Genomic DNA, 21,273 nt, shown 5'->3' with positions numbered 1-21,273 from the left:
GTTCTTTCCCATGCTCCCTTTTCTTTAACGCCACTTTCACATCTCTCCCTATTAACCGCGCTCGTTCACGCTCTGTTTTTTAATTTCCCCTCTGTGTTCCTCTTCGTTGTACGCGGATCAACACCCCTGTGTCCGCTTCTCTTTCATACAATGCCGCAAAATAAATGTAATCCTTTTACCGCTAGAAGAACATCTTCCTTATACAGTTAAAACTTCATTACCTCCTTTTTTCTATTATTCTGATAATTACTAAAGCTATCGTAACCCGCCATTTATAAGGGATAAAACGACATATACATATATCTAAAGGAATAATTTCCCTACAATTAATTCTATACTAAAAAATAACTTAAATCTACAAGAAAAATGATTTTTAGAGATTTTTCGTTAATAAAATAGCGAAATAATATTCTCGTATAGAAAAACGACTTCTCCACATAGTGTGAAAAAGTCGTTTTGTTATCTATTTTGAAGCGACTAAAATTTTAATTTGCTCTTTATCGTTCACTAACGTTTCGAAGCCTTCTGTCACGACGTCGTCTAACGTAATGCGTTTTGTCACTAGCTGCTCGGCTGGGAAGTACCCTTTTGTCATTAAGTTCATGACCGCTGGGAAAATATCACGGTATGCAATAATACCTTTGACGCTGCGCTCTGATAGTACGATATTGTTCGGCTGAATCGACGCTTCCGTTTCCCAAATCGATACGATAATCGTTTCGCCTTCAAATGAAGTGGAATCAATCGCTTGCTTTAGAACAACCGGTACGCCTGTTACTTCAAACGCCACATCTGCACCGCCGTTTGTTAACTCATGAATTTTCGCTGCAACGTCCGCTTCTTCAGCCGGATTAATAACCGCCGTTGCGCCAAGCTCTAACGCCTTTTCGCCGCGCGACTTCGATAATTCGACCGCGTAAATTTCTGCCGCACCTGCTACTTTTAATGCTTCGATCACAAGTAAACCAATCGGACCAACGCCAAACACAACCGCTTTATCGCCCGCTTTTAGCTTACTCATACGAACAGAATGTAGTGCTACTGCAGCAGGCTCTACTAAAGCACCTTGCTCTAGCGATAATCCTTCTGGCATTTTATGTACCCAACGCTCATCGACTACAGTAAATTCAGAGAAACCACCGCCGCCACCTGATAACCCGTGGAAGCCTAAATGCTTACAAATATTATATTTCCCTTTTAAACATGCAGCACATTCGCCACAAGCTAAAATCGGTTCAACGACAACTAAATCACCAACATTGACGCTCGTTACACCTTCGCCTACTTCAACAACCGTTCCCGAAAACTCATGCCCCATCACAACCGGTGCAACTTCTTTACTTACTGGGTGAGGCGCGTCCACTGGAACAAAAATTGGTCCTGCTACATATTCATGAAGGTCACTACCGCAAATCCCTGTCCATGCGACTTCGATTTTCACACGACCAGCCGTTACTTGTGGCTCTTCAATATTTTCAACGCGAATATCCTTTGCTTTATACCAACGTGCAGCTTTCATCAACATCACTCCGTTAAAAGTAGTTACCGCCTATGCAGTACTTCCTTAATTATACATAAATCCACCAACCAACTTTATGAATATAATGTTAATTTTTGATAAATAAAAAGAAAAAACAGTATCTTTTTAGCAGGAAAAAGCAGCTGTATGCGAGAATAGATTCGCATGCAGATGCTAGGATTTGGGAGTGATATAGGTTTAATAACGTAAAGCCTCTTTCATCTTTAAGAGAAAATGGCTGACGTTTACGAATTTAAATTATTAATCTAAGTTGTTTTCTTTTAGGAATTTATTAATAATAACGTGTTTTGGATTTTGCCGTTTCACCACAACACTTAATTAGCTATAGCAACTAAAATTTTAAGTTAATCTTTATCGTGCACTAACGATTCAAAGCCGTATATTTACGTTGATAAGCACTCTTCTATCTTTTAAAGTATATATTATTTTGGCTTTATTCTAAAATCCATGCTTTCTATATCTGAATGCGTTTCTGAAATGTAAGCGTCGGCTGCTACAAAAACAGCACGAGCCATAAGTTTACCAACAAAGACTAACTTTCTCACGTTCACCCAAAGGAAAGAAACATCTAGAACATATTTTGATCAAAATCCATTATTTTTAGAGAAATAACCATAAGTATAGTAAAATATTCAAGAGGTGATTTTATGGCTGCCCATTCGGAAAACACTACAGAAGAAAGTACTTATACATCTGTTGAAATTTACTATGATGAAGCTAAGGCTGTTTACGAATATGAGCGAGAGCGAAAAAAAGAACTCGAAACCCGAGCTGGCATATTTATAGCAATAATAGGAGTATTGATAAGTATAATGATTACTACTCTAAATTATGATCTTTGGCTTCAAGGAGTCTCAATTTTAGAAAAAACATTTTTAATAATATTACAAGTTTTAAATGCTTCTCCACTCATATTTGTTTTACTAGCTTTTCACAAATTTATATTGGTGTTAAAAACCGAACAATATTTTTCTATAATGCCCAATAAATTTAAAGATACAGATTTAGAAAATCCAATTGAAGTTAGCCAACAGAAATTATTTAAAAGCTATCAAGCTTTATATGAACGTAACTATTTAGTCATTGAAGAAAAAGCAAAAAACTTTAATAAAGGTGTATTTTGGATATCTTTTTCTGTATTCTATTATTTAAGCACTTCAATTCTTTTTAATATCATAAAGGAGGTTCTAATTTATGCAAAATGATGACGAATTATATATCGGCTCTAACTCTCCAGTTGATCATCCTAATAATACAAGTACATCTGATTTACCTATCGGAAGTGTAACAGAAGGAACTGAACATACAACCGATTTCCTAGGCTTATCTACTAATTCAAAAAATAATAATAACTTAGAAAAGAAATAATTCATGTGTTGAAACATCAGTTTGCTTAATACAAGTTGTACATAACTAATATTTAAAAGCAGATTATTTAGTAATACATTTTATTGTTTCTAAATAATCTGCTTTTTTACCAATAAATATTCTTTTAAAGGAGTTTATATATGCCCAAAATTATCCCATCTCCCAAAAAAAGTGGTGAATTTGCGGAATATTTAGTTTTCTTGGAATTATCATTAAAGGGACACATACTTAAATTTCCTAAAGTCAATCAACCAGGATATGATTTAAAAATATTAAATAAAAATTTAAAAATTGAAATAAAGCATATTCAATATACAGCTGATAGTAGCAAAGATAGTTTTAAACTTTCTAAATTACAAGTAAATAAAAATGCGTTCGATTTCCTTATATTAGTAATAAGTGACTGCACCCTTAATACCATTTCCAATATAAGCTATTATATTTTTTCTCAAGCAGAAATTCTTACCATTAAAAATCATTCCGGTCGATCACGAGAATACACATATAACTTAAAACAAGATGGTCTTTCATTATCTGGTGAGTTATTAGATCCATATCATAACAAATGGAATAAGATATAAATTAATCAGCTAACTCCAACCACGCCACTGCTTCACAATGCCTTGAGTGCTGAGGGTGGATAAATAAATAAAATAGATGTAGTAGAAAACACCTTAATTTAAATTTGAGAATCAGATATACGCTTTTTTCTACTCATTTTTTCTATCTTGATTTCAATATAAAAATCATATAGACCTTTCTATTTTTATAACATCTAGCATTCCATCAAGAATTTCGTTTCTCTTTTGGTCCGATATGTATAACTCAAACCTTACTAATCTATCTAACTTAGACACCATCAAAGTGCCTTTAATTTTCATTATACTGTTCTCTAGTTGGTTTTTATATTTATTAGGCAGTATGATATAAATCTCTCTAAATAAAGATTTAGAATAATCATCCCATGTATATATACCTTCATTATCTTCAATGAATTCTTGCAACTTTTTTAAAATTGAATTATAAAGTTTATTTTTACTAGACTTATCGCCATGTCTCCTTGTTCTAACTGATTTAGTAATAAACAAAACAATATAAAGATCATCTAACTGTCTTATCTTATTCGATTTAATCTCAGTAACCAAGTCATCTACTAATTCAGATTTCATAATTTCTTTAGCTAAAAATGTAAGTATACTGTCTGCTCTTTTGTTTGTAAGAAAATAATTTATTAACATTTCAGCTTTGAAGTTTAATGGTATATCATCAAATATTACATTAAAATTATTTACTTTATTATTAAAATCAGTCTTTGATTTTCTTGAATTTACACCAGTCGCTACAATTCTTTCAATCGGTTCTATGAGTATATGAAACCCTACATTTCTTCTTAATCCACAAGTTTCATTCTTTAAAAGTCTCTTTATAAATCCTTCACTAATAATCCAACCTTCTTCTCCATGTAAAAAGTTTAATAACAAGAGATTAGTAGAATCTTTGATCAATAGATTTTCGAATTTTTTCGAATCTGTTTCTATTAATATTGAGGATGTAATAATTAAATCTATAAAATTCCAATGTTCGGGTACTGGAAATCTTTCAATAAATTCATATTTATTTTCATAAGAATCATAATTCCATTGAATTTCAATTTTAAAGGTTTCCGATTTACCATCTAATAGTTTTATTAATCCTCCATAAAGTAAATTAATTAAATTATAGTCACTTAATAAGTTTTGTAATTCATGTTTGCAATCCAAGTCTCTTCTAATTAATGCTAACGTAGTTATTAGAACTGCTTTATTTTTATCTGCAAAAACACCAGTTTTTATAGCTTCAGATAAATTTAATATAACTTTTCTATTAGATCTTCTTCTCAATAAACCATTGAGTGTTTTTTTTATATTAATGTCTCTTTCTTTCCAATTATTTTTTAGTTGGTCATTTAACTTTTGTAGTAATTCTCTATCCATAAACTATCCCTCTCAAATTTTAAAAAATCCCTTCACGTTTTCATCATCTAAAAAATCACTTAATTCATTTAAAATCGTTTTTGTGGAGTTATGATTCAAATGGTTAATACAAAAATGATTGGTATCAACTGAATTTAGAGATGTACCTACAGTTATCCCTGAAAATTGACCATCGCTAGCTTTAGTTAAAATAAATCTATCATGTATAGCTGACTTCGTTTCTATAAATGTCCAGTTCAACGTTTTATTTTCTATTATGTTATCTAATAATGCATTTTCTACTACTTCTGTCTCTAATGCATTATAACTGTATGCGTTGTCCTCATTCTTACAGTAAAAAAGAAAATTAATTTTCTTTAAAGGTAGTTCACTAAAGATTTTTAACCAATCAAAGGTTTTATTAAAACGAGTTCTATCTGTAAAGTATGGATCAAAAATCCATACTTCTTCAAAATTTTTATTTAAAAATTCAGTTATTTCTTTCAAAGCTCTATTTGTCTCACCAGGTTTTATAAACGTAATGTTGTTTACTTCTTGTTCATTCCTAATCTTTCTAGACATTTCAAAGTTGGACTTTGCATATAAATCTTCAATTTGATTAATTTCTTCACCAATAACTGACTCAACCCTGGTAGGTTCAGTTGGTATATCTAAATACGAAGATAAACTATTCAATTTTACACTTTTAGGTCTGTTAGAAATGCCCATACTTAAACGCATTGATCCAAAAAAAAATAAATCTGAATCACAGAAAATCAATTCATTGTCCTTATAAAACTCAATATCAAAGAATGTCCAATCTATCTCTGGATTTATTTCTACTTCTAAAACTTCATCTTCAAACAATCGTTTATAAGCATAAACTATCATGCCGTTATTTCTAAATCTTATAACGATTTCAGAATGTGCTTCTATGTTTCTTATAGTTAGGCCTTTACTTTCATTCTTACATAGATCAATCTCAATCGGTTCAAATATAAATGTATCACCATAAAAAATAGGATTTTTATTTAAATCTAATCCAGTATATTTTTTTATAAACTCATTGATATTAATTATTGTTTCTATAGACAAATTGAATTCGAATTTATCTTCTAAAGTTTTTATAATCTTTCTAGGCTTAACAGCTGAAACATACCTTGTAACTCTTGCACACACTCTGCTTGAATAAATATTTAAATTATCCTTAGGTGTTAAAAATCCCTCTTGTACTGATAATGTGGAAGTTATATTATTTAAATCATCTACATTCACTTTATATTGTTCAAAACATAAATTATATTGATTTATTTTTTGCTTAATTATTTTTCTTTCATAAGACTCTACTTCATCTTCAATTCCTCTATGATAAACTGTAACTAAGTTTTCCCCACCATAAGATACTTTATTAACTATCAACTTTTTACCTCCTATGCGGTAATTATTAAAAAATCGACTATCCTTTAAAACTTGAACATTTCAATGAACAATTCCCTAAAAGGCTCATCAAGAGTTGCACAGACAAGTTTACTCCAAGTGCTTATTTCAATGGTTTCACTTTCAACACACCATATTTTATAATGCTCATCACCATATTTATCAATAGGTATATCTGTATCTGTCACAGCGTCTTTATATTTTTCTTCAAAAATACCTGCTGAATATTGATTTACCGAAAAATCGATATGATTAAATATCCTTTTATCCGGATAATACTTTGCATGCACATAATTTGTAAGCACAAAATTATCTTTAACCTTTTCAGGGTTCCATAATTCCTCAACCTCAATATGATAAAAATTCCTACCATCTGGATCTCTATCTGGTTTAATTATCATAACTACTTTATCCAAAAATTTAGGATCATAATGTACTATAATTTCTTTCTTGTTGATTAGTTTTTCTAAATCACCAAAATCAACTGTTATACCACGATATTTTTGGAAATCTATAGTTGCAGTGCTTATCATTTTATCTGCTGGTACAGCAACTTTTTCATCACACCTGAAATATAAATTAGCTTTAGAAATCTCCTTATTTATTATCTTAATAGTATATGGAACGTCATCATTAGCTGCTCCGATAGTAGTATCAAAAAATATATTGTAAAGATAGTATCGATTTTCAAGAACAAATCCTTGCCTCAAAAATTTCGCATCATTTACTAAACTTAATCCGTATTTGTTATGTGGAGTCCGTAACACTTCATATCTTCGAATTTCTTCAATACCTTTTATTTCAATCATTCTACTTTTTATTAAATAACATACTAATGCATATATTAAGAGCTTATTATCTAATTCAAAATAATCTTGAAATCTTGACTTCGATGATATAACAGAACAGATTAGCGGTACATTTTTATTCCTCTCTTCAAACTCTTGTTTAGGTATCAATAATCGGAAACCAACATACCAAAAATTATCGTCATCAAAACATAACCAACATAATTCTTCAATATCTACTTCACTCGTTAGATATTTATAATAAGCTTCCTCAACTAGTGCTGTTAAAAAATATGGAATATTATATGGTTCATGAGTAAATAAACGAAATGTATCTGCTGTATAATATTTCAAATATACGTTTGGATGGAGTATACGTGCTACCCCACCATGTGGCTGCTTCTTCATACTCCTAAAATAATAATTTGCCTCTCGAAATAAATCGGAGGATACTATTCTATCAATCAAATAAGATAAATCTTTATTATCATCCATTTTTAAATATCCTCTCTTTACACATTTAATTTTTTAGTATATATTACTACAATTACCTATATTATTACTTTTAGAGAAAAAACTTAATTGATTCATTATTTGGCTCAACGCCAAAATCTGTTCTTGATTTAAAAAAGCATACAAAAAAACATCTGTACCCGTTAATGTTGAGAGTACGACCAAACAACAGAACGAGGTATACAGATGCATTCCCATTCTATCAAGGATTTACTCGATTTACCAGAGTTAAATGTACGTACGATTCAAAAAGAACAAGATCAAGTGCTCATTAAAGTGGCACCAGTTGATGTGACACAGCCTTGTCCGGTTTGTGCATCGACGCAAACGATTCGTCGTGGCACGGCTTATGTGCGAAAGGTGCGTCATCTCGATGCGTTTGGTCAGCGTGTGTATTTGCTGCTGCCCGCCATCCGTTTAACCTGTAAAGATTGCCGTGCTCATTTTGTGTGGCTATACGACTGTGTGGCACCTAAAAAGCGCTATACAAAGGCGTTTGAGGCGACATTACCGAAACAAGCGATTGGCGCGACCATCACGCATGCAGCACGCCTTTCGGAAACACCACCAACAACTGTTCATCGTGTTGTGCGTCAGTGGATGGCAACGGAATCGGTTCTCGTTCAAAATCAGTGCGCACAACAGGCGAAAGCGAGCACAGGACTTGTACTGGGCATCGATGACTTTGCGATTCGTAAAGGGCATCGCTATAACACCGGCTTACACGATTTACGTGGCGGCACCTTTTTAGACGTCATTCCCGGTCGTACCATTGCGGAATTACAGACTTATTATCAAGAACAGCCGATTTGGCAAACACTGAACCCAGTCGCTGTCGTCATGGACTTAGCACAGGGCTATCATACGTTTGTGAAGGAAATGTACCCAGATGCCCTTCGTATTGCCGATCGTTTTCACGTCAATCGTTACGTAACGGACGCCCTACAAATGATGCGAAAACACGTTCAGAAAAGCCTTTCTCCCTTTGCGAAAGCTGATTTAAAGCAGCACTTCCGTATTCTTGGGAAGCGCCATGATCAGCTGACAAACGACGAACACGTGATTTTAAACCGACTGTTAGGTTATGCGTCATTACTTCGCCAAGTGTATGAATGGAAGGAAGCCTTCATTGTCTGGTATGACTGTAGTCCAACCTATACCATCGCGCAAAGAAGCTACAAAAAATGGCTAACACAAGGCGAGGCTATTGGTCATCCGATTATCGAGACGTGTTTAAAAACGATGCATAATTGGCAGGAAGAAATCTGTAATTATCATCAATTGCGCTTTACGAATGCGGCTGTTGAAGGCAAAAACAATAAAATCAAAGCACTTCAGCGTCGCCACTATTTCACGCGCAATCCAGCGTGCTATAAGCAGCATATTTTACTGGAGTGCAATGAAGAATGGATTCAATACGGCTCTTAGTCAAGAACATGTTTTGGTAAAGAGCCCATTATTTCTATCTTAAAATATTGACTGTTCATTAATTTAACTAAATCATCAACGAAAACTGGTTCATCATACCCAATAAGGTTTATCAATAGTTTTAAAAATCCTTTGACTCCTCCTCGTTCTATTAAGTCCTCAATGAATATATTCTTTTTCAGATGCTTAGATTCCTTTGTTTCAAATAGGTTCTTTTTATTAGTGAGATAAACTTTTTGAAATTGAAAACTGAATTAGCTCTTTTAATTTAATTGCACGATGTGAGGTTATAAATAGTTTATTCGAAGAAGCTCATATACAATCACACTTAGATTCAAAAGAATTATTAACTGAACTGACATCAGAAATTATGGCTCGCTTCATCAAAGTAATAAAAGTAAAAGCAAACGGTTTAGAAGTGCATTATCGCACTTCTAAACCGTCTGCTTTTTTATGTTTCAACAAATATTCAATTACCTATACCTAAGAATCGGCGTGAAAATCGGTCTTAAATTAAATTTAATCAGCTAGTTCAAGCCACGCCACTGCTTCACAATGCGCGGTATGTGGGAACATATCAACTGGCTGTACTTCCTGCGTTTTGTAGCCGCCGTCCTCGAGTGTGCGTAAGTCGCGGGCAAGGGTTGCTGGGTTGCACGATACGTACACGACACGCTTTGGCTTTTGTGTCAGGATTGTTTGTAATAGGGCGTCGTCACAGCCTTTACGTGGTGGATCGACGACAAGTACGTCTGCCCCTTTACCTTCTTTGTACCAGCGTGGGATGACTTCCTCAGCTGCGCCTGCTTCGAAGTACGTGTTCGTAAAGCCGTTTAGCTCGGCGTTGCGTTTGGCGTCCTCGATTGCTTGTGGCACGATTTCTACGCCTGCTACGTGCGCAGCTGTTTGGGCAAGGAATAGTGAAATGGTACCGATGCCGCAATAAGCGTCAATGACACGCTCGCCGCCTTGAAGTTGTGCGTAGTCAAGCGCTTGCTTGTATAGCACTTCCGTTTGCGTTGCGTTTACTTGGTAGAACGAGCGCGCTGAAATTTCGAACTGCACGTCGCCGATCGTATCGACAATTGTTTCTTTGCCGAAAAGTACGACTGTTTCTTCACCGAAAATGACGTTCGTTTTTTTGTTGTTAATGTTTTGTACAATCGATACGACGTTTGGTACGATGTCGCGAATCGCTGCGATAACCGCTTCTTTTTCAGGTAATGCAGCTGTACGTGTTACGAGTACGACCATCACTTCGTTCGTTGCGTCGCCTTTACGAATGACAACGTGGCGCAAAATGCCTTTATGTTTTTCTTCGTTGTACGGGCGAATGCCAAGCGTTTGAAGCTCTAGCTTTAAGTCGCGTAAAATGGCGTCGGATTCCGTGTTTTGGATTAAGCAGCGATCCATGTCGACGATGTCATGTGACTTCGTTTTGTAGAAGCCTGCCATAATGCGTCCGTCTTGCTCGGCGAATGGGATTTGCGCTTTGTTGCGGTAGCGCCACGGTTCTGCCATGCCTTTCGTTGCGTGAACAGGTGCGTCGATTTTACCGATACGGCGCATCACGTTTTCGACCATTTTTTGCTTCCATTTTAATTGCCCTTCATACGTCATGTGCTGCAATTGACAGCCGCCGCATTGTGCGAAATATTCACACGGTGCGTCGACGCGTTCTGGTGATGGCGACGTAATGCGCACAATTTTTGCGAAGCCGTAGTTTTTTAATGTTTTTAAAACGTGCACTTCTGCCGTTTCGTCAGGGAGTGCACCTTGAATGAATAACGGGTAGCCGTCGACTTTAGCGACACCGTTTCCGTCATGTGTTAAATCTTCTATCGTTACCGTTAAACGGTCGTTTTTTTGTACTGGTGTAGACATCATATATCCTCCATTTCAATTTTTTTATTGTAACATGTTTTCGGAGGAACTTGAAACGTAAAAGAGGATTGTGCTTCGTCCGCACAACCCTCTTTTGTTTACATATCAATACGATCCTCGTCACGAATGTCTTTTAGTGAGACGAACACATCGAGGTGACGGTATAAGTTATCAAACACGACTGGTGCGTCACCGCCATACTCCCCGTCTAAATTAATGTGTACCGTCTCATCTGATTCGACTTTCACGCGCTTTGCTTTGACGTAAATGAGGTTCGGGTTTTCTAAATGCTCCCCACGAACGGCATCTGAAACGATTTTCAGCATTTCAGCTAAGCTGCACTTCTTTAAAATGAGCAGTGTGAAATGACCGTCGTTAATGCTTGCGTCTGGTGCTAGTTTTTCAAAGCCGCCGACTGAGTTTGTCAGTGCGCATAAAAACATGAGCGCCTCGCCTTCAAATACGTTGTCGTCGTACTCGATGCGCATATGCGTCGCCTTAATTGACGGTGCCATTTCGACCGCCTTTAAGTAGTACGCAAGCTGACCGAGCATCGTTTTCATTTTGCTTGGTACTTCATACGTCAGCTCGGTAATGCGTCCACCTGCTGCGATGTTAATGAAGTAGCGATTGCCATCGACAACACCGACGTCGACTGGAATCGTTTCACCTTTAATGATGATGTCGAGTGCATCTTCAATTTTGCGTGGAATTTGTACAGCTCGCGCGAAATCGTTCGTCGTCCCCATTGGAATAACACCGAGCTTCGGTAGCTTTCCTTCGTATGGACTCATGCCTGCCACGACTTCATTTAGCGTACCGTCACCACCGACTGCGATAACGATATCATAGCCTCGCTCGACCGCGATCGCTGCTGCTTTCGTCGCATCACCTTCACCTGTTGTGGCGTGACAAGACGTTTCATAGCCTGCTACTTCTAGTTTCTCTAACACTTCAGGTAAATGCTTTTTAAATAGTTCACGACCTGACGTTGGATTATAAATAATTCTTGCTCGTTTTAGTTCAGTCATATGATTTCTCCATTACTGCGTTTCTCCAAAAATACATGCGACCGCTTATAACGCTTGCTCCACTGTACGTTTCACATCGTCATATACATACGCCCACATGCTTGGGTCTTCTACATATTGTTGACGTAATTTTCCATACATCGTTGCTTGTGCTTCGTCAAACGTCGGGTCTTCCTTATCCGGTAACGTCGCGCGTGCGTCCATTACCATTTGCTGAAGCTGTGGTGCGCGCGGTCCCCATTTTGCTACAACGTCGCCTGCTTCATTGAAAAATAAATAAATCGGAATCGCACGTCCACCGTTCGTTAAATAACGGTCGATTAGCTCTGTATCGGCATCGCGGTAAGCTGCGCGCATGTCGATGTGTGCTGCTTCTGCAATTTTTTGCACGATTGGGTTGTTCAGCATCGCATCGCCGCACCAATCTTCGGTAATCGCTAACACACGTAAGCCGCTTAATTTTTCCGCAAAGCCGTCTTGTGGCACTGTGAACGCGTTATAAATTTTTTCGCTGCCTGCTTTTAAATCGTCTTGCGTCATGCGTGCAACGTACTCCGTCATCGGTAACGCTTCGTTGAAAAATTCGATATCTTTCTTCATCATTCATTCCCCCAATTTCGATTGTTTCTCATTCTATAATGCCTGTTTCGGCGGCAAAAAACAATTATTCGTACGAAAAAACTATGTTGCTATGAAAGGAGTTATGTAGCCGTTGATTGTCACTATTCGTTCTTTTGTTTCGGCGGACGCTTTTCGCGGGCGCTGCCTCAACTAATTTTTGTCGGACAAGCCGCCAAAAATGGATTTTCGGCTAGGTGCTCCTGCGATTACTCGTCGCAAAAAAATTTCGCTGTTCCCGCAGAAGTCGCCGCCTACACGTCAGAACGATACTTTCCTCATACCATATTTAAAAGTTCAATCTATTTAGCTACCTTTTCATAGCACCATCTTTATTGCGATCACCTACTTGTAAAAACGCACCACATTATTAGCAAGCCCGCCAACGATGTGGAGTGCAGTAGCTGTTGCTCGAAGCGAGAGGCGGACTCCTGCGGGAAAAGCGTGAGCGAGAGACTACAGGCTCGAGCCACGCCCGCGGAAAGCCTGCCTCGACACGTAGAGCAACTGATGATACTCACTGGTAATGGAGTCAACTCACCTAGCGCACATATAAGCGTGCCTCGACGCGTAGAGCAATATTTCGTCCACGCAAAAAAACTGCCTAGCACGTAGCTAGACAGTTGTTTGCAATTAGCGTTTATTAATTTCTTCAAGAAGAATTTGGTTCGTTAATTGTGGGTTCGCTTGTCCTTTAGACTCTTTCATAATTTTACCTAAAAGGGCTTTCAGGGCACGCTCTTTACCACCTTTGTAGTCTTCTACAGATTGTGGGTCTGCATCAAGTGCAGTCGTTACGAATCCGCGGATTACTTGTGGGTCAGAAATTTGAACTAAGCCTTTTTCTTTCACGATTTTCGCCGCATCGCCACCGTTAGTCACTAATTCAGTGAATACTTTTTTCGCGATTTTAGACGAAATTGTACCGTCAGAAATTAACTTGATCATACCTGCTAAGTTTTCTGGCGTTAACGCTGTATCTTTTAATTCTTTTTGCTCAGCGTTTAAGTATGCAGAAATATCACCCATTAACCAGTTAGACGCTAATTTCGCGTCAGCACCAGCGTTTACTGTTGCATCGAAGAAATCAGAAATGTCTTTGTTAATAACTAATACGTTTGCATCGTAAGCTGTTAAGCCAAGCTCAGAAATGTAGCGCTCTTTACGTTGGTCTGGAAGCTCAGGAATTTCTTTACGAATGCGCTCGATCCACTCGTCAGAAATTGAAAGACGCACTAAGTCTGGCTCTGGGAAGTAACGGTAATCGTCCGTACCTTCTTTAACGCGCATTAAAATTGTTTTACCTGTTTTTTCATCGAAGCGTAATGTCTCTTGCTCGATAATGCCGCCTGAAGATAACACTTCTGCTTGGCGAATTTCTTCGTACTCTAAACCTTTACGCACGAAGTTGAATGAGTTTAAGTTTTTCAGCTCTGCTTTTGTACCGAACTTTTCTTGACCATATGGACGTAATGAAATGTTGGCGTCACAGCGAAGTGAACCTTCCTCCATACGCACGTCAGAAACGCCTGTATATTGGATGATTGATTTTAACTTTTCTAAGTATGCATACGCTTCGTCTGGCGTGCGGATGTCTGGCTCAGAAACGATCTCAACTAATGGCGTACCTTGACGGTTGAAGTCAACTAATGAGTAGCCGTTTGCGTGCGATAATTTACCCGCATCTTCTTCCATGTGTAAACGTGTAATACCGATTTTTTTCTTGTAACCAGGTTTTCCGTCTTTTTCTGGAATTTCGATTTCGATCCAGCCGTTTTTACCGATTGGCTTATCGAATTGTGAAATTTGGTAAGCTTTCGGATTGTCCGGGTAGAAATAGTTTTTACGGTCGAATTTCGTTTCTTGCTCAATTTCCATGTTTAATGCTAAAGAAGCGCGAATTGCGTAATCAACAACTTGCTTGTTTAACACTGGTAAAACACCTGGGTAACCTAAGTCGATTACAGATGTGTTTGAGTTCGGCTCAGCACCGAAATGGTTTGGTGAGCTAGAGAAAATTTTCGACTGCGTTTTTAATTCAACGTGCACTTCTAAACCGATAATCGTTTCAAAGTTTGTCATTTATTTTCCCTCCCATAGTGCTGGTGTTTGTTTTGCAAAATCTGTGTTTTGCTCGTAAGCGTAAGCAACGCGGTATAACGTTTCCTCGTCGAAGTGCTTACCGATTAATTGTAAACCTAATGGTAAACCGTTTTCGAAACCACATGGGATTGAAATAGCTGGTACACCTGCTAAGTTCATTGGAATTGTTAAAATATCGTTTGCGTACATTGTCATTGGATCATCTACGTTTTCACCGATCGCGAATGCTGGTGTTGGTGCAGTAGGTCCGATAATTACGTCGTAGTTTTCAAACACTTTGTCGTAGTCCGCTTTAATTAACGTACGTACTTGTTGTGCTTTTTTGTAGTAAGCGTCATACGTACCTGCTGATAATGAGTACGTACCAAGCATGATGCGGCGTTTAACTTCGTCACCGAAACCTTCAGCACGCGTTTGTTTGTAAAGCTCCATTAAGTTTTTCGCACCTTCTGCACGGTAACCGTAGCGAATACCGTCGAAGCGAGAAAGGTTTGAAGAAGCTTCTGAAGATGAAAGAATGTAGTAAGCTGCTAATGCGTATTTAGAGTGAGGAAGAGATACTTCTTCAACTGTTGCGCCTAAGCCTTTTAATACTTCGATTGCATCAAGTACAGATTGCTTCGCCGCTTCGCCAACGCCTTCACCTAGGAATTCTTTCGGTAATGCGATTTTTAAGCCTTTAATGTCGCCGTTTAATGCTGCTGCGTAGTTTGGTACTGGCACGTCAGCTGAAGTTGAATCGTGCTCGTCCACACCTGCGATTGCTTCAAGTAATAAAGCGTTGTCGCGTACGTTGCGAGTAAGCGGCCCGATTTGGTCTAATGAAGATGCGAATGCAACTAAACCGAAACGTGATACACGTCCGTAAGTTGGTTTCATCCCTACAACGCCACAGTAAGCTGCTGGTTGACGGATTGAACCACCTGTATCAGAACCTAAAGAAAATGGCACTTCGCCTGCTGCTACTGCTGCTGCAGATGCACCTGAAGATCCACCTGGTACGTGGTTTAAGTTCCAAGGGTTTTTCGTCGCTTTAAACGCTGAGTTTTCGTTTGAAGAACCCATTGCGAATTCGTCCATGTTTAACTTACCGACCGTTACCATGCCTGCTTCGCGTAATTTTTTTACAACAGTTGCATCGTAAATTGGCATGAAGCCTTCTAAAATTTTAGACGCACAAGTTGTTTCTAAGCCTTCTGTTACGATGTTGTCTTTTACGCCAATTGGCATACCGAAAAGTGGTCCGCGGTTTTCAGTTGGCACTTTATCCATTTCAGCCGCTTCTGCTAATGCTTTTTCTTTGTTTAACGCTAAGAAAGCTTCTACGTCGCCATCTAATTTCTCGATGCGGTCAAACGCTTCTTGTGTTAATTGTGTAATTGTTAACTCACCATTATGTAAGCCTTCTTGTAGTTCTGTTGAAGAACGTTCAAATAATGTCATGGTCTGCGCCTCCTATTCTAAAATTGATGGTACTTTTACTTGTCCAGCTTCTTGCTCTTTTACGTTTAGCATCATTTTTTCACGAGCTAACCCTTCGCCTGCTACGTCTTCGCGCATTACGTTTACGATTGGGAATACGTGTGAAGTTGGTTCAACGTTCGTTGTATCTAACTCGTTTAATTGCTCTGCAAAGTCTGTAATTTTACCTAGCTGCTCCGCAAATTTCTCCGCTTCTGCATCTGTAATTGCAAGACGTGCTAAATGAGCAACGTGCTTTACTTCTTCTGTTGATAATTTCGCCATGTTTTTACACCTCCGAATTTTAAAACCTGCCAATAATCATATCATTTTTTACATGAAAAGAATAGTACAGTATGCGCTACTGCACTATTCTACTAAAGTAAAATTGACGTGCCGATGTCAAAAAATTTCGACGCTTTTGCGACGACAATTAGTTATAAATATGCACGAGTGGCTCCTCTACATCTGGCTCTTTTAAAATAAGCGCCTCCGCTCCGTTAATCGAATGAATATCGACTTCAATCGTTAAATCATTTGGGAACTCGCTATAAAGCACACCTGTCAAATATTGCGTAAAGCCGATAATTTCTGCCTTGCTGAAAAACTGCACCGGCACTTCAATCGTTAAATATTTCGCCTCGTTATCTTTGTAGAAAGCACGTCCGATGACACTCGTATAGTTTGAGAAGTACTCGTCGATATCTTGCTTAAAGTTACGGAAGCTCGTATTTAGCTCGCGGAAGTAATCGCCTGGACTTGACATCGGAAACGTTACGTACTGCTCGTTTAACGTCGTCCATTCGCCAACTTGCTCGTTGCCGCTATCTGCTACAGCTGTTGCCATATACGTACCTGGCACAATCGAGTTACGAGATAGCTGCTTAAATAAGCCGACCATAATTGGCACATCGCCGACACCTTCCATGTCACGCAAACGCTTCACGACTTCATTTGCCATACGCTTCCCTTCTTCTAACAGCTTCGCATCTGGAATTGGTTCCTCGTAATACTCACCGTACTGCTCTTTTTGATAATAATAAATCGAGTTCAGCGCAAGCCCAATCGAAATACCGCCGAGTGCAACTTTGCCTTCCTCTGTTTTCGTTAAATAATTTTGCTCCACGATATGCGCTAAATATTTCGGTGCTTCCTTCGCGCGCGTCGTCGGATCCATTCCTTCTGGTACGGCAGGGTTTAACCCCATTTCCTTTTGGCTAAGCGGCGCTAACCATTCATACACCGCATCATACGAAATGAACTGCCCTTCTTGAAAGTAATAATTGTCTGTATCGAACACATTTTGTGATAAACGCATTAAGCTCGTTTCTGACTCCGCCACGTCGTACTTCGTATAAATGTTCGATACGACCGCGCCTCGTGCAGCACTTTCCTTATATGGCACGAGCGTTTTGTAATACGTCACATCCAGCTGATTGCTCGGTATAATCGTCGTCTCAACTGTTTCTTTATTTTGTATAACTTCTTCCTCTTCTTGTTGCTTTGGCGCACATGCTGACAGCAATAATGCAGAAGCAAGTGCGATTGGTACGATTTTTTTCATAGCCTTCTCCTTACGCAAATTGTTCAATTAAGCGTGCTTCATCCCACACTTCAATGCCTAGCTGCTCCGCCTTTGCGAGCTTAGAACCCGCATCCTCACCAGCGACAACTAAATGTGTCTTTTTGCTAACACTGCCTGACACCGTTGCTCCGAGCGCCTCTAGCTTTGCCTTTGCCTCGTTGCGCGTTAATTGCGTCAGCTTTCCTGTTAGTACGACCGTCTTCCCTGCAAAGAAGCTATCGATTGCTGAAACATCGACCTTTTTACCAGTATACGTCATGTTGACATTCGCTGCCGCTAGCTTTTGTAACAATTGTTGAACATCTTCGTTTTCAAAGTATGCTACGAGCGACTGCGCCATTTTATCGCCAATTTCATGGATCGCAATGAGCTGCTCAACGTCTGCCTCACGCAGTGCATCAAGCGTTTCAAATTCCGCTGCTAATATTTTGGCCGCCTTCTCGCCGACGTGACGAATGCCTAAGCCAAACAGCAAACGCTCTAGCGAATTTTCTTTTGATGCGGCAATCGCTTCGACTAAGTTCGTCGCCGATTTTTGCCCCATACGCTCAAGCTCAAGTAACGGCTCGACTTCAAGCGTATATAAATCTGCCACGTCGGCAATGTAATTCTCTCGCAGCAACTGCTCGACAACTTTTTCACCGAGCCCGTCAATGTTCATCGCATTGCGCGACACGAAATGCTTAATGCCCTCTGCTAGTTGTGCTGCACATAACGGATTGACGCAGCGCAGCGCCACTTCTCCTTCAGCTCGCACAAGCTCACTATTACACGCTATACAATGAGACGGCATTTCGTACGGCTTTGTTTCGTCTCGTCGCTGCTGTAGCACGACTGACACAACTTCTGGAATGATGTCGCCTGCCTTACGAATAATGACCGTATCGCCAATGCGGATATCTTTTTCACGAATTAAATCTTCATTATGGAGTGATGCACGCTGCACGGTCGTTCCGGCAACTTGCACCGGCTCTAAAATGGCAGTCGGTGTGAGCACGCCTGTACGCCCAACCGTTAGCTCAATATCGAGCAGCGTCGTCATCACTTCTTCAGCAGGGAATTTATACGCAATTGCCCAGCGTGGACTTTTCGCCGTAAACCCGAGCTCATCCTGCTGCGCGAAGCTATTTACTTTCACAACGATGCCGTCAATTTCATACGGTAAATTCGGGCGCGCATCTGTCCACTTTTCGATGTACGTCAGCACGTCGTCAATTGTGTCACATGCTAAGCGTTCGTTATTCGTTTTAAAGCCGAGCTCACTTAAATAATCGAGCATTTTTGCGTGGCCGCTAATGCCGTACTGCTCCCCATCTCCACCGACGCTATAAATGAACGTCGATAAGTTACGGCTTGCCGCAATTTTCGGGTCGAGCTGACGAAGCGAGCCTGCTGCGGCGTTACGTGGATTCGCAAACAGCTCCTCGTCCTGCTCTGCTCGGCGCGCGTTTAGCTGCTCAAACGATGATTTTGGCATAAACGCCTCGCCGCGCACTTCAATTGTCACCGGCTTTGTTAGGCGAAGCGGAATCGCATTGATCGTCTTTAAGTTCGCTGTAATGTCCTCGCCGACCGTGCCGTCACCGCGTGTTGCCCCTTGCACGAATATACCGTTTTCATAGCGCAGCGCAATCGCTAAGCCGTCAATTTTTAGCTCACATACGTATGAAAAGGCATCACCAATCGCTTGTCGAATTTTACGGTCAAAGTCGCGTAAATCATCTTCGTTAAACGCGTTTGAAAGACTGAGCATGCGCGTTGAGTGCGCCACTTTTTCAAACCCTGCAAGCACCGCCCCACCGACACGCTGCGTTGGCGAATCCGGTGTGACGAATTGTGGATATTGCTCCTCTAACGCGATTAACTCATGCAATAGTTGATCATATACGCTATCGGCAACGAGCGGCTTATCGAGCACGTAATACGCATGCCCGTACTTGTGCAGCAGTTCGTTTAATTCGTTTACTCGTTGTTGAATTTTCTCCATCGTTGTCACCTACACTTTCTCAATCGGCGCAAATTTCGCAAGTAGTCGTTTAATACCTTCACCTGGGAATGCGATGTCGAGCTCTAAATCATCGCCCTCACCCCGCACACTTACGACCGTACCGACACCCCATTTTTTATGCGATGCTTTACTGCCGACTTGCCAATTTGCACTCGGCTTCGCAGCAGGCTTGGCAAACGACGGCGATGCAGTTTGCTGTGGCGAACGGTAACGATCAAACGTCGCTGCTCGGCTCGGTGCCTTCGATACGTGTTCAATGAGCTCCTGTGGAATTTCATTTAAGAAGCGAGATGGTCGATTGTACTGGCTGCGACCGAAAATGGTACGCGAGCCTGCGCAAGAAAGGTAAAGACGTTCCTCTGCGCGCGTTGTGCCGACATACATGAGGCGACGTTCCTCTTCCATCTCATCGTCATCATCAAGCGAGCGCGCATGCGGGAAGATGTTTTCCTCTAAACCGATAATGAACACGACTGGGAACTCAAGCCCTTTTGCGGCGTGCATCGTCATTAAAATAATCGTCCCTTGCTCCTTCGCTTCTTCATCGAGTGAATCGATGTCGGCAATGAGCGCTAAGTCCGTTAAAAATGCGACGAGCGATTGATCCTCGCTGCGCTCTTCAAATGCTTTCGTTACCGTTAAAAATTCTTGTAAGTTTTCTAATCGGCTTTGTGCTTCAATTGATTTTTCCGCTTCTAACATCGCGCGGTAGCCCGTCTTTTCAATCACTTGTTCAACAAGCTCTGTCACCGATAAAAACTCTGACTGCTGCGTGAAGTTTTCGATTAACGTGCGGAATTCCAATGCCGCATTGGCTGCGCGCTTCGTCAGCCCCATAAAATCGACTTCCTGCAACGCATCGAAAATCGAACGGTCGTATTGCAGCGCGAAGTCTAGCATTTTATCAAATGATGTGCCGCCGATGCTGCGCTTTGGCTCGTTAATAATGCGAGCAAGCGACAAGTCATCATCATTGTTCGCAATTAAACGTAAATACGCCAAAATGTCTTTAATTTCTTTTCGGTCATAGAACTTCGTGCCGCCGACGATTTGATACGGTAAGTTCGATTTCACGAGCGTTTCTTCCATGCCGCGTGACTGCGCATTCGTGCGGTATAGCACCGCAAAATCATCGAGCTTGCGACCTTCCGTTTTCATTAAATGCTTAATCGTTTCAACGACGTGGCGCGTTTCTTCAAACTCATTTGACGCTTTAAATAGCTGAATGCGCTCACCTGTTGCGTTTTGTGTACGCAGCGCCTTTTTGTAGCGACTTTTATTATTTTCAATGACCGCGTTCGCCGCTTCTAAAATCGTTTTCGTCGAGCGATAGTTTTGCTCAAGTAAAATAACTTTCGCGTTCGGGTAGTCTTTTTCAAACGATAAAATATTGCCAATGTCCGCCCCTCGCCAACGATAAATTGATTGATCCGAGTCACCTACGACGCAAATGTTTTCGAACTTTTGCGCAAGCAGCTGCACGAGTTGATATTGGGAATTATTGGATATGGATAGGTAAGCCTTTGAAGTTATCTCCAGCTTTTCCCCCCATTCACA

16 protein-coding genes and 1 pseudogene are annotated in these 21,273 nt (G+C 39.8%); 4 read left to right on the top strand and 13 right to left on the bottom strand.

The window, feature by feature from the left end:
• Positions 1-463 precede the first annotated feature (463 nt).
• The gene (locus A6K76_RS12570) at positions 464-1,519 is read right to left on the bottom strand and encodes a 2,3-butanediol dehydrogenase (protein ID WP_066465623.1); all 1,056 of its coding nucleotides are present in this window, start codon (positions 1,517-1,519) and stop codon (positions 464-466) included.
• Positions 1,520-2,187: 668 nt separating this feature from the next.
• Here A6K76_RS12570 and A6K76_RS12565 point away from each other — a divergent pair.
• The 3 genes from A6K76_RS12565 to A6K76_RS12560 all read left to right on the top strand — a co-directional run bounded on the left by A6K76_RS12565 (position 2,188) and on the right by A6K76_RS12560 (position 3,489).
• On the top strand, positions 2,188-2,745 hold the full coding sequence (locus A6K76_RS12565; RefSeq protein ID WP_066465622.1) for a hypothetical protein: 558 nt from the start codon (positions 2,188-2,190) through the stop codon (positions 2,743-2,745).
• A complete protein-coding gene (locus A6K76_RS16820) occupies positions 2,735-2,908 on the top strand; it encodes a hypothetical protein (RefSeq protein ID WP_169818023.1) in 174 nt (57 codons plus the stop codon). The genes A6K76_RS12565 and A6K76_RS16820 overlap by 11 nt, the downstream gene beginning before the upstream one ends.
• A gap of 140 nt (positions 2,909-3,048) precedes the next feature.
• Positions 3,049-3,489: a hypothetical protein gene (locus A6K76_RS12560; RefSeq protein ID WP_066465621.1), complete on the top strand. Its 441-nt coding sequence runs from the start codon at positions 3,049-3,051 to the stop codon at positions 3,487-3,489.
• A 165-nt stretch (positions 3,490-3,654) separates the two neighbouring features.
• Here the strand turns inward: A6K76_RS12560 and A6K76_RS12555 are convergent, their stop codons facing one another.
• Genes A6K76_RS12555 through A6K76_RS16545 form a run of 3 tightly spaced genes read right to left on the bottom strand, consistent with a single transcriptional unit; the run spans position 3,655 to position 7,580 of the window.
• Entirely contained in the window at positions 3,655-4,881 is a 1,227-nt protein-coding gene (locus A6K76_RS12555) for a hypothetical protein (RefSeq protein ID WP_066465619.1), read from the bottom strand.
• Between the two features lie 12 nt (positions 4,882-4,893).
• Positions 4,894-6,279 (bottom strand): hypothetical protein, encoded by a 1,386-nt coding sequence (locus A6K76_RS12550; protein ID WP_066465617.1) that lies wholly within the window; start codon positions 6,277-6,279, stop codon positions 4,894-4,896.
• Positions 6,280-6,323: 44 nt separating this feature from the next.
• Positions 6,324-7,580 carry a hypothetical protein gene (locus A6K76_RS16545; protein WP_083995434.1) on the bottom strand — a complete coding sequence of 419 codons (1,257 nt, stop codon included), beginning with the start codon at positions 7,578-7,580 and terminating at the stop codon, positions 6,324-6,326.
• Between the two features lie 204 nt (positions 7,581-7,784).
• Here A6K76_RS16545 and A6K76_RS12540 point away from each other — a divergent pair, with 204 nt between their 5' ends.
• On the top strand, positions 7,785-9,026 hold the full coding sequence (locus A6K76_RS12540; protein ID WP_066465615.1) for an ISL3 family transposase: 1,242 nt from the start codon (positions 7,785-7,787) through the stop codon (positions 9,024-9,026).
• 519 nt (positions 9,027-9,545) lie between these two features.
• On the opposite strand, the gene rlmD is transcribed toward A6K76_RS12540, so the two are convergent.
• The 9 genes and pseudogenes from rlmD to A6K76_RS12495 form a co-directional block, all read right to left on the bottom strand.
• On the bottom strand, positions 9,546-10,910 hold the full coding sequence (gene rlmD, locus A6K76_RS12535) for a 23S rRNA (uracil(1939)-C(5))-methyltransferase RlmD (protein ID WP_066465613.1): 1,365 nt from the start codon (positions 10,908-10,910) through the stop codon (positions 9,546-9,548).
• Between the two features lie 98 nt (positions 10,911-11,008).
• Entirely contained in the window at positions 11,009-11,941 is a 933-nt protein-coding gene (locus A6K76_RS12530; RefSeq protein WP_066465612.1) for a diacylglycerol kinase, read from the bottom strand.
• A gap of 45 nt (positions 11,942-11,986) precedes the next feature.
• A complete protein-coding gene (locus tag A6K76_RS12525) occupies positions 11,987-12,541 on the bottom strand; it encodes a thioredoxin family protein (RefSeq protein WP_066465610.1) in 555 nt (184 codons plus the stop codon).
• A gap of 651 nt (positions 12,542-13,192) precedes the next feature.
• Positions 13,193-14,641 (bottom strand): Asp-tRNA(Asn)/Glu-tRNA(Gln) amidotransferase subunit GatB, encoded by a 1,449-nt coding sequence (gatB, locus tag A6K76_RS12520; protein WP_066465608.1) that lies wholly within the window; start codon positions 14,639-14,641, stop codon positions 13,193-13,195.
• The gene (gene gatA / locus A6K76_RS12515; protein WP_066465606.1) at positions 14,642-16,105 is read right to left on the bottom strand and encodes an Asp-tRNA(Asn)/Glu-tRNA(Gln) amidotransferase subunit GatA; all 1,464 of its coding nucleotides are present in this window, start codon (positions 16,103-16,105) and stop codon (positions 14,642-14,644) included.
• A gap of 12 nt (positions 16,106-16,117) precedes the next feature.
• The gene (gatC, locus tag A6K76_RS12510; protein WP_066465604.1) at positions 16,118-16,408 is read right to left on the bottom strand and encodes an Asp-tRNA(Asn)/Glu-tRNA(Gln) amidotransferase subunit GatC; all 291 of its coding nucleotides are present in this window, start codon (positions 16,406-16,408) and stop codon (positions 16,118-16,120) included.
• A 148-nt stretch (positions 16,409-16,556) separates the two neighbouring features.
• Positions 16,557-17,687 carry a CamS family sex pheromone protein gene (locus A6K76_RS12505; protein ID WP_066465602.1) on the bottom strand — a complete coding sequence of 377 codons (1,131 nt, stop codon included), beginning with the start codon at positions 17,685-17,687 and terminating at the stop codon, positions 16,557-16,559.
• A 10-nt stretch (positions 17,688-17,697) separates the two neighbouring features.
• Positions 17,698-19,695, bottom strand: a complete 1,998-nt coding sequence (gene ligA / locus A6K76_RS12500; RefSeq protein WP_066465600.1) for an NAD-dependent DNA ligase LigA — start codon at positions 19,693-19,695, stop codon at positions 17,698-17,700.
• A gap of 9 nt (positions 19,696-19,704) precedes the next feature.
• A pseudogene (locus A6K76_RS12495) lies at positions 19,705-21,222 on the bottom strand (3'-5' exonuclease); the annotation flags it as partial.
• Positions 21,223-21,273: the final 51 nt, after the last annotated feature.

It is taken from the genome of Caryophanon latum, assembly GCF_001700325.1.
GTDB lineage: Bacteria > Bacillota > Bacilli > Bacillales_A > Planococcaceae > Caryophanon > Caryophanon latum.
The sequence above is the reverse complement of the archived record's forward strand: the minus strand, read 5'-3'. Positions and strand labels throughout refer to the sequence as shown.

Coding starts and splice junctions, on each gene's coding strand:
- gatB (WP_066465608.1), bottom strand. CDS start 14,641: ATGACAAACTTTGAAACGATTATCGGTTTAGAAGTGCACGTTGAATTA.
- A6K76_RS12570 (WP_066465623.1), bottom strand. CDS start 1,519: ATGAAAGCTGCACGTTGGTATAAAGCAAAGGATATTCGCGTTGAAAAT.
- A6K76_RS16545 (WP_083995434.1), bottom strand. CDS start 7,580: ATGGATGATAATAAAGATTTATCTTATTTGATTGATAGAATAGTATCC.
- gatC (WP_066465604.1), bottom strand. CDS start 16,408: ATGGCGAAATTATCAACAGAAGAAGTAAAGCACGTTGCTCATTTAGCA.
- A6K76_RS16820 (WP_169818023.1), top strand. CDS start 2,735: ATGCAAAATGATGACGAATTATATATCGGCTCTAACTCTCCAGTTGAT.
- A6K76_RS12555 (WP_066465619.1), bottom strand. CDS start 4,881: ATGGATAGAGAATTACTACAAAAGTTAAATGACCAACTAAAAAATAAT.
- A6K76_RS12505 (WP_066465602.1), bottom strand. CDS start 17,687: ATGAAAAAAATCGTACCAATCGCACTTGCTTCTGCATTATTGCTGTCA.
- A6K76_RS12525 (WP_066465610.1), bottom strand. CDS start 12,541: ATGAAGAAAGATATCGAATTTTTCAACGAAGCGTTACCGATGACGGAG.
- A6K76_RS12565 (WP_066465622.1), top strand. CDS start 2,188: ATGGCTGCCCATTCGGAAAACACTACAGAAGAAAGTACTTATACATCT.
- rlmD (WP_066465613.1), bottom strand. CDS start 10,910: ATGTCTACACCAGTACAAAAAAACGACCGTTTAACGGTAACGATAGAA.
- ligA (WP_066465600.1), bottom strand. CDS start 19,695: ATGGAGAAAATTCAACAACGAGTAAACGAATTAAACGAACTGCTGCAC.
- A6K76_RS12560 (WP_066465621.1), top strand. CDS start 3,049: ATGCCCAAAATTATCCCATCTCCCAAAAAAAGTGGTGAATTTGCGGAA.
- A6K76_RS12540 (WP_066465615.1), top strand. CDS start 7,785: ATGCATTCCCATTCTATCAAGGATTTACTCGATTTACCAGAGTTAAAT.
- A6K76_RS12530 (WP_066465612.1), bottom strand. CDS start 11,941: ATGACTGAACTAAAACGAGCAAGAATTATTTATAATCCAACGTCAGGT.
- gatA (WP_066465606.1), bottom strand. CDS start 16,105: ATGACATTATTTGAACGTTCTTCAACAGAACTACAAGAAGGCTTACAT.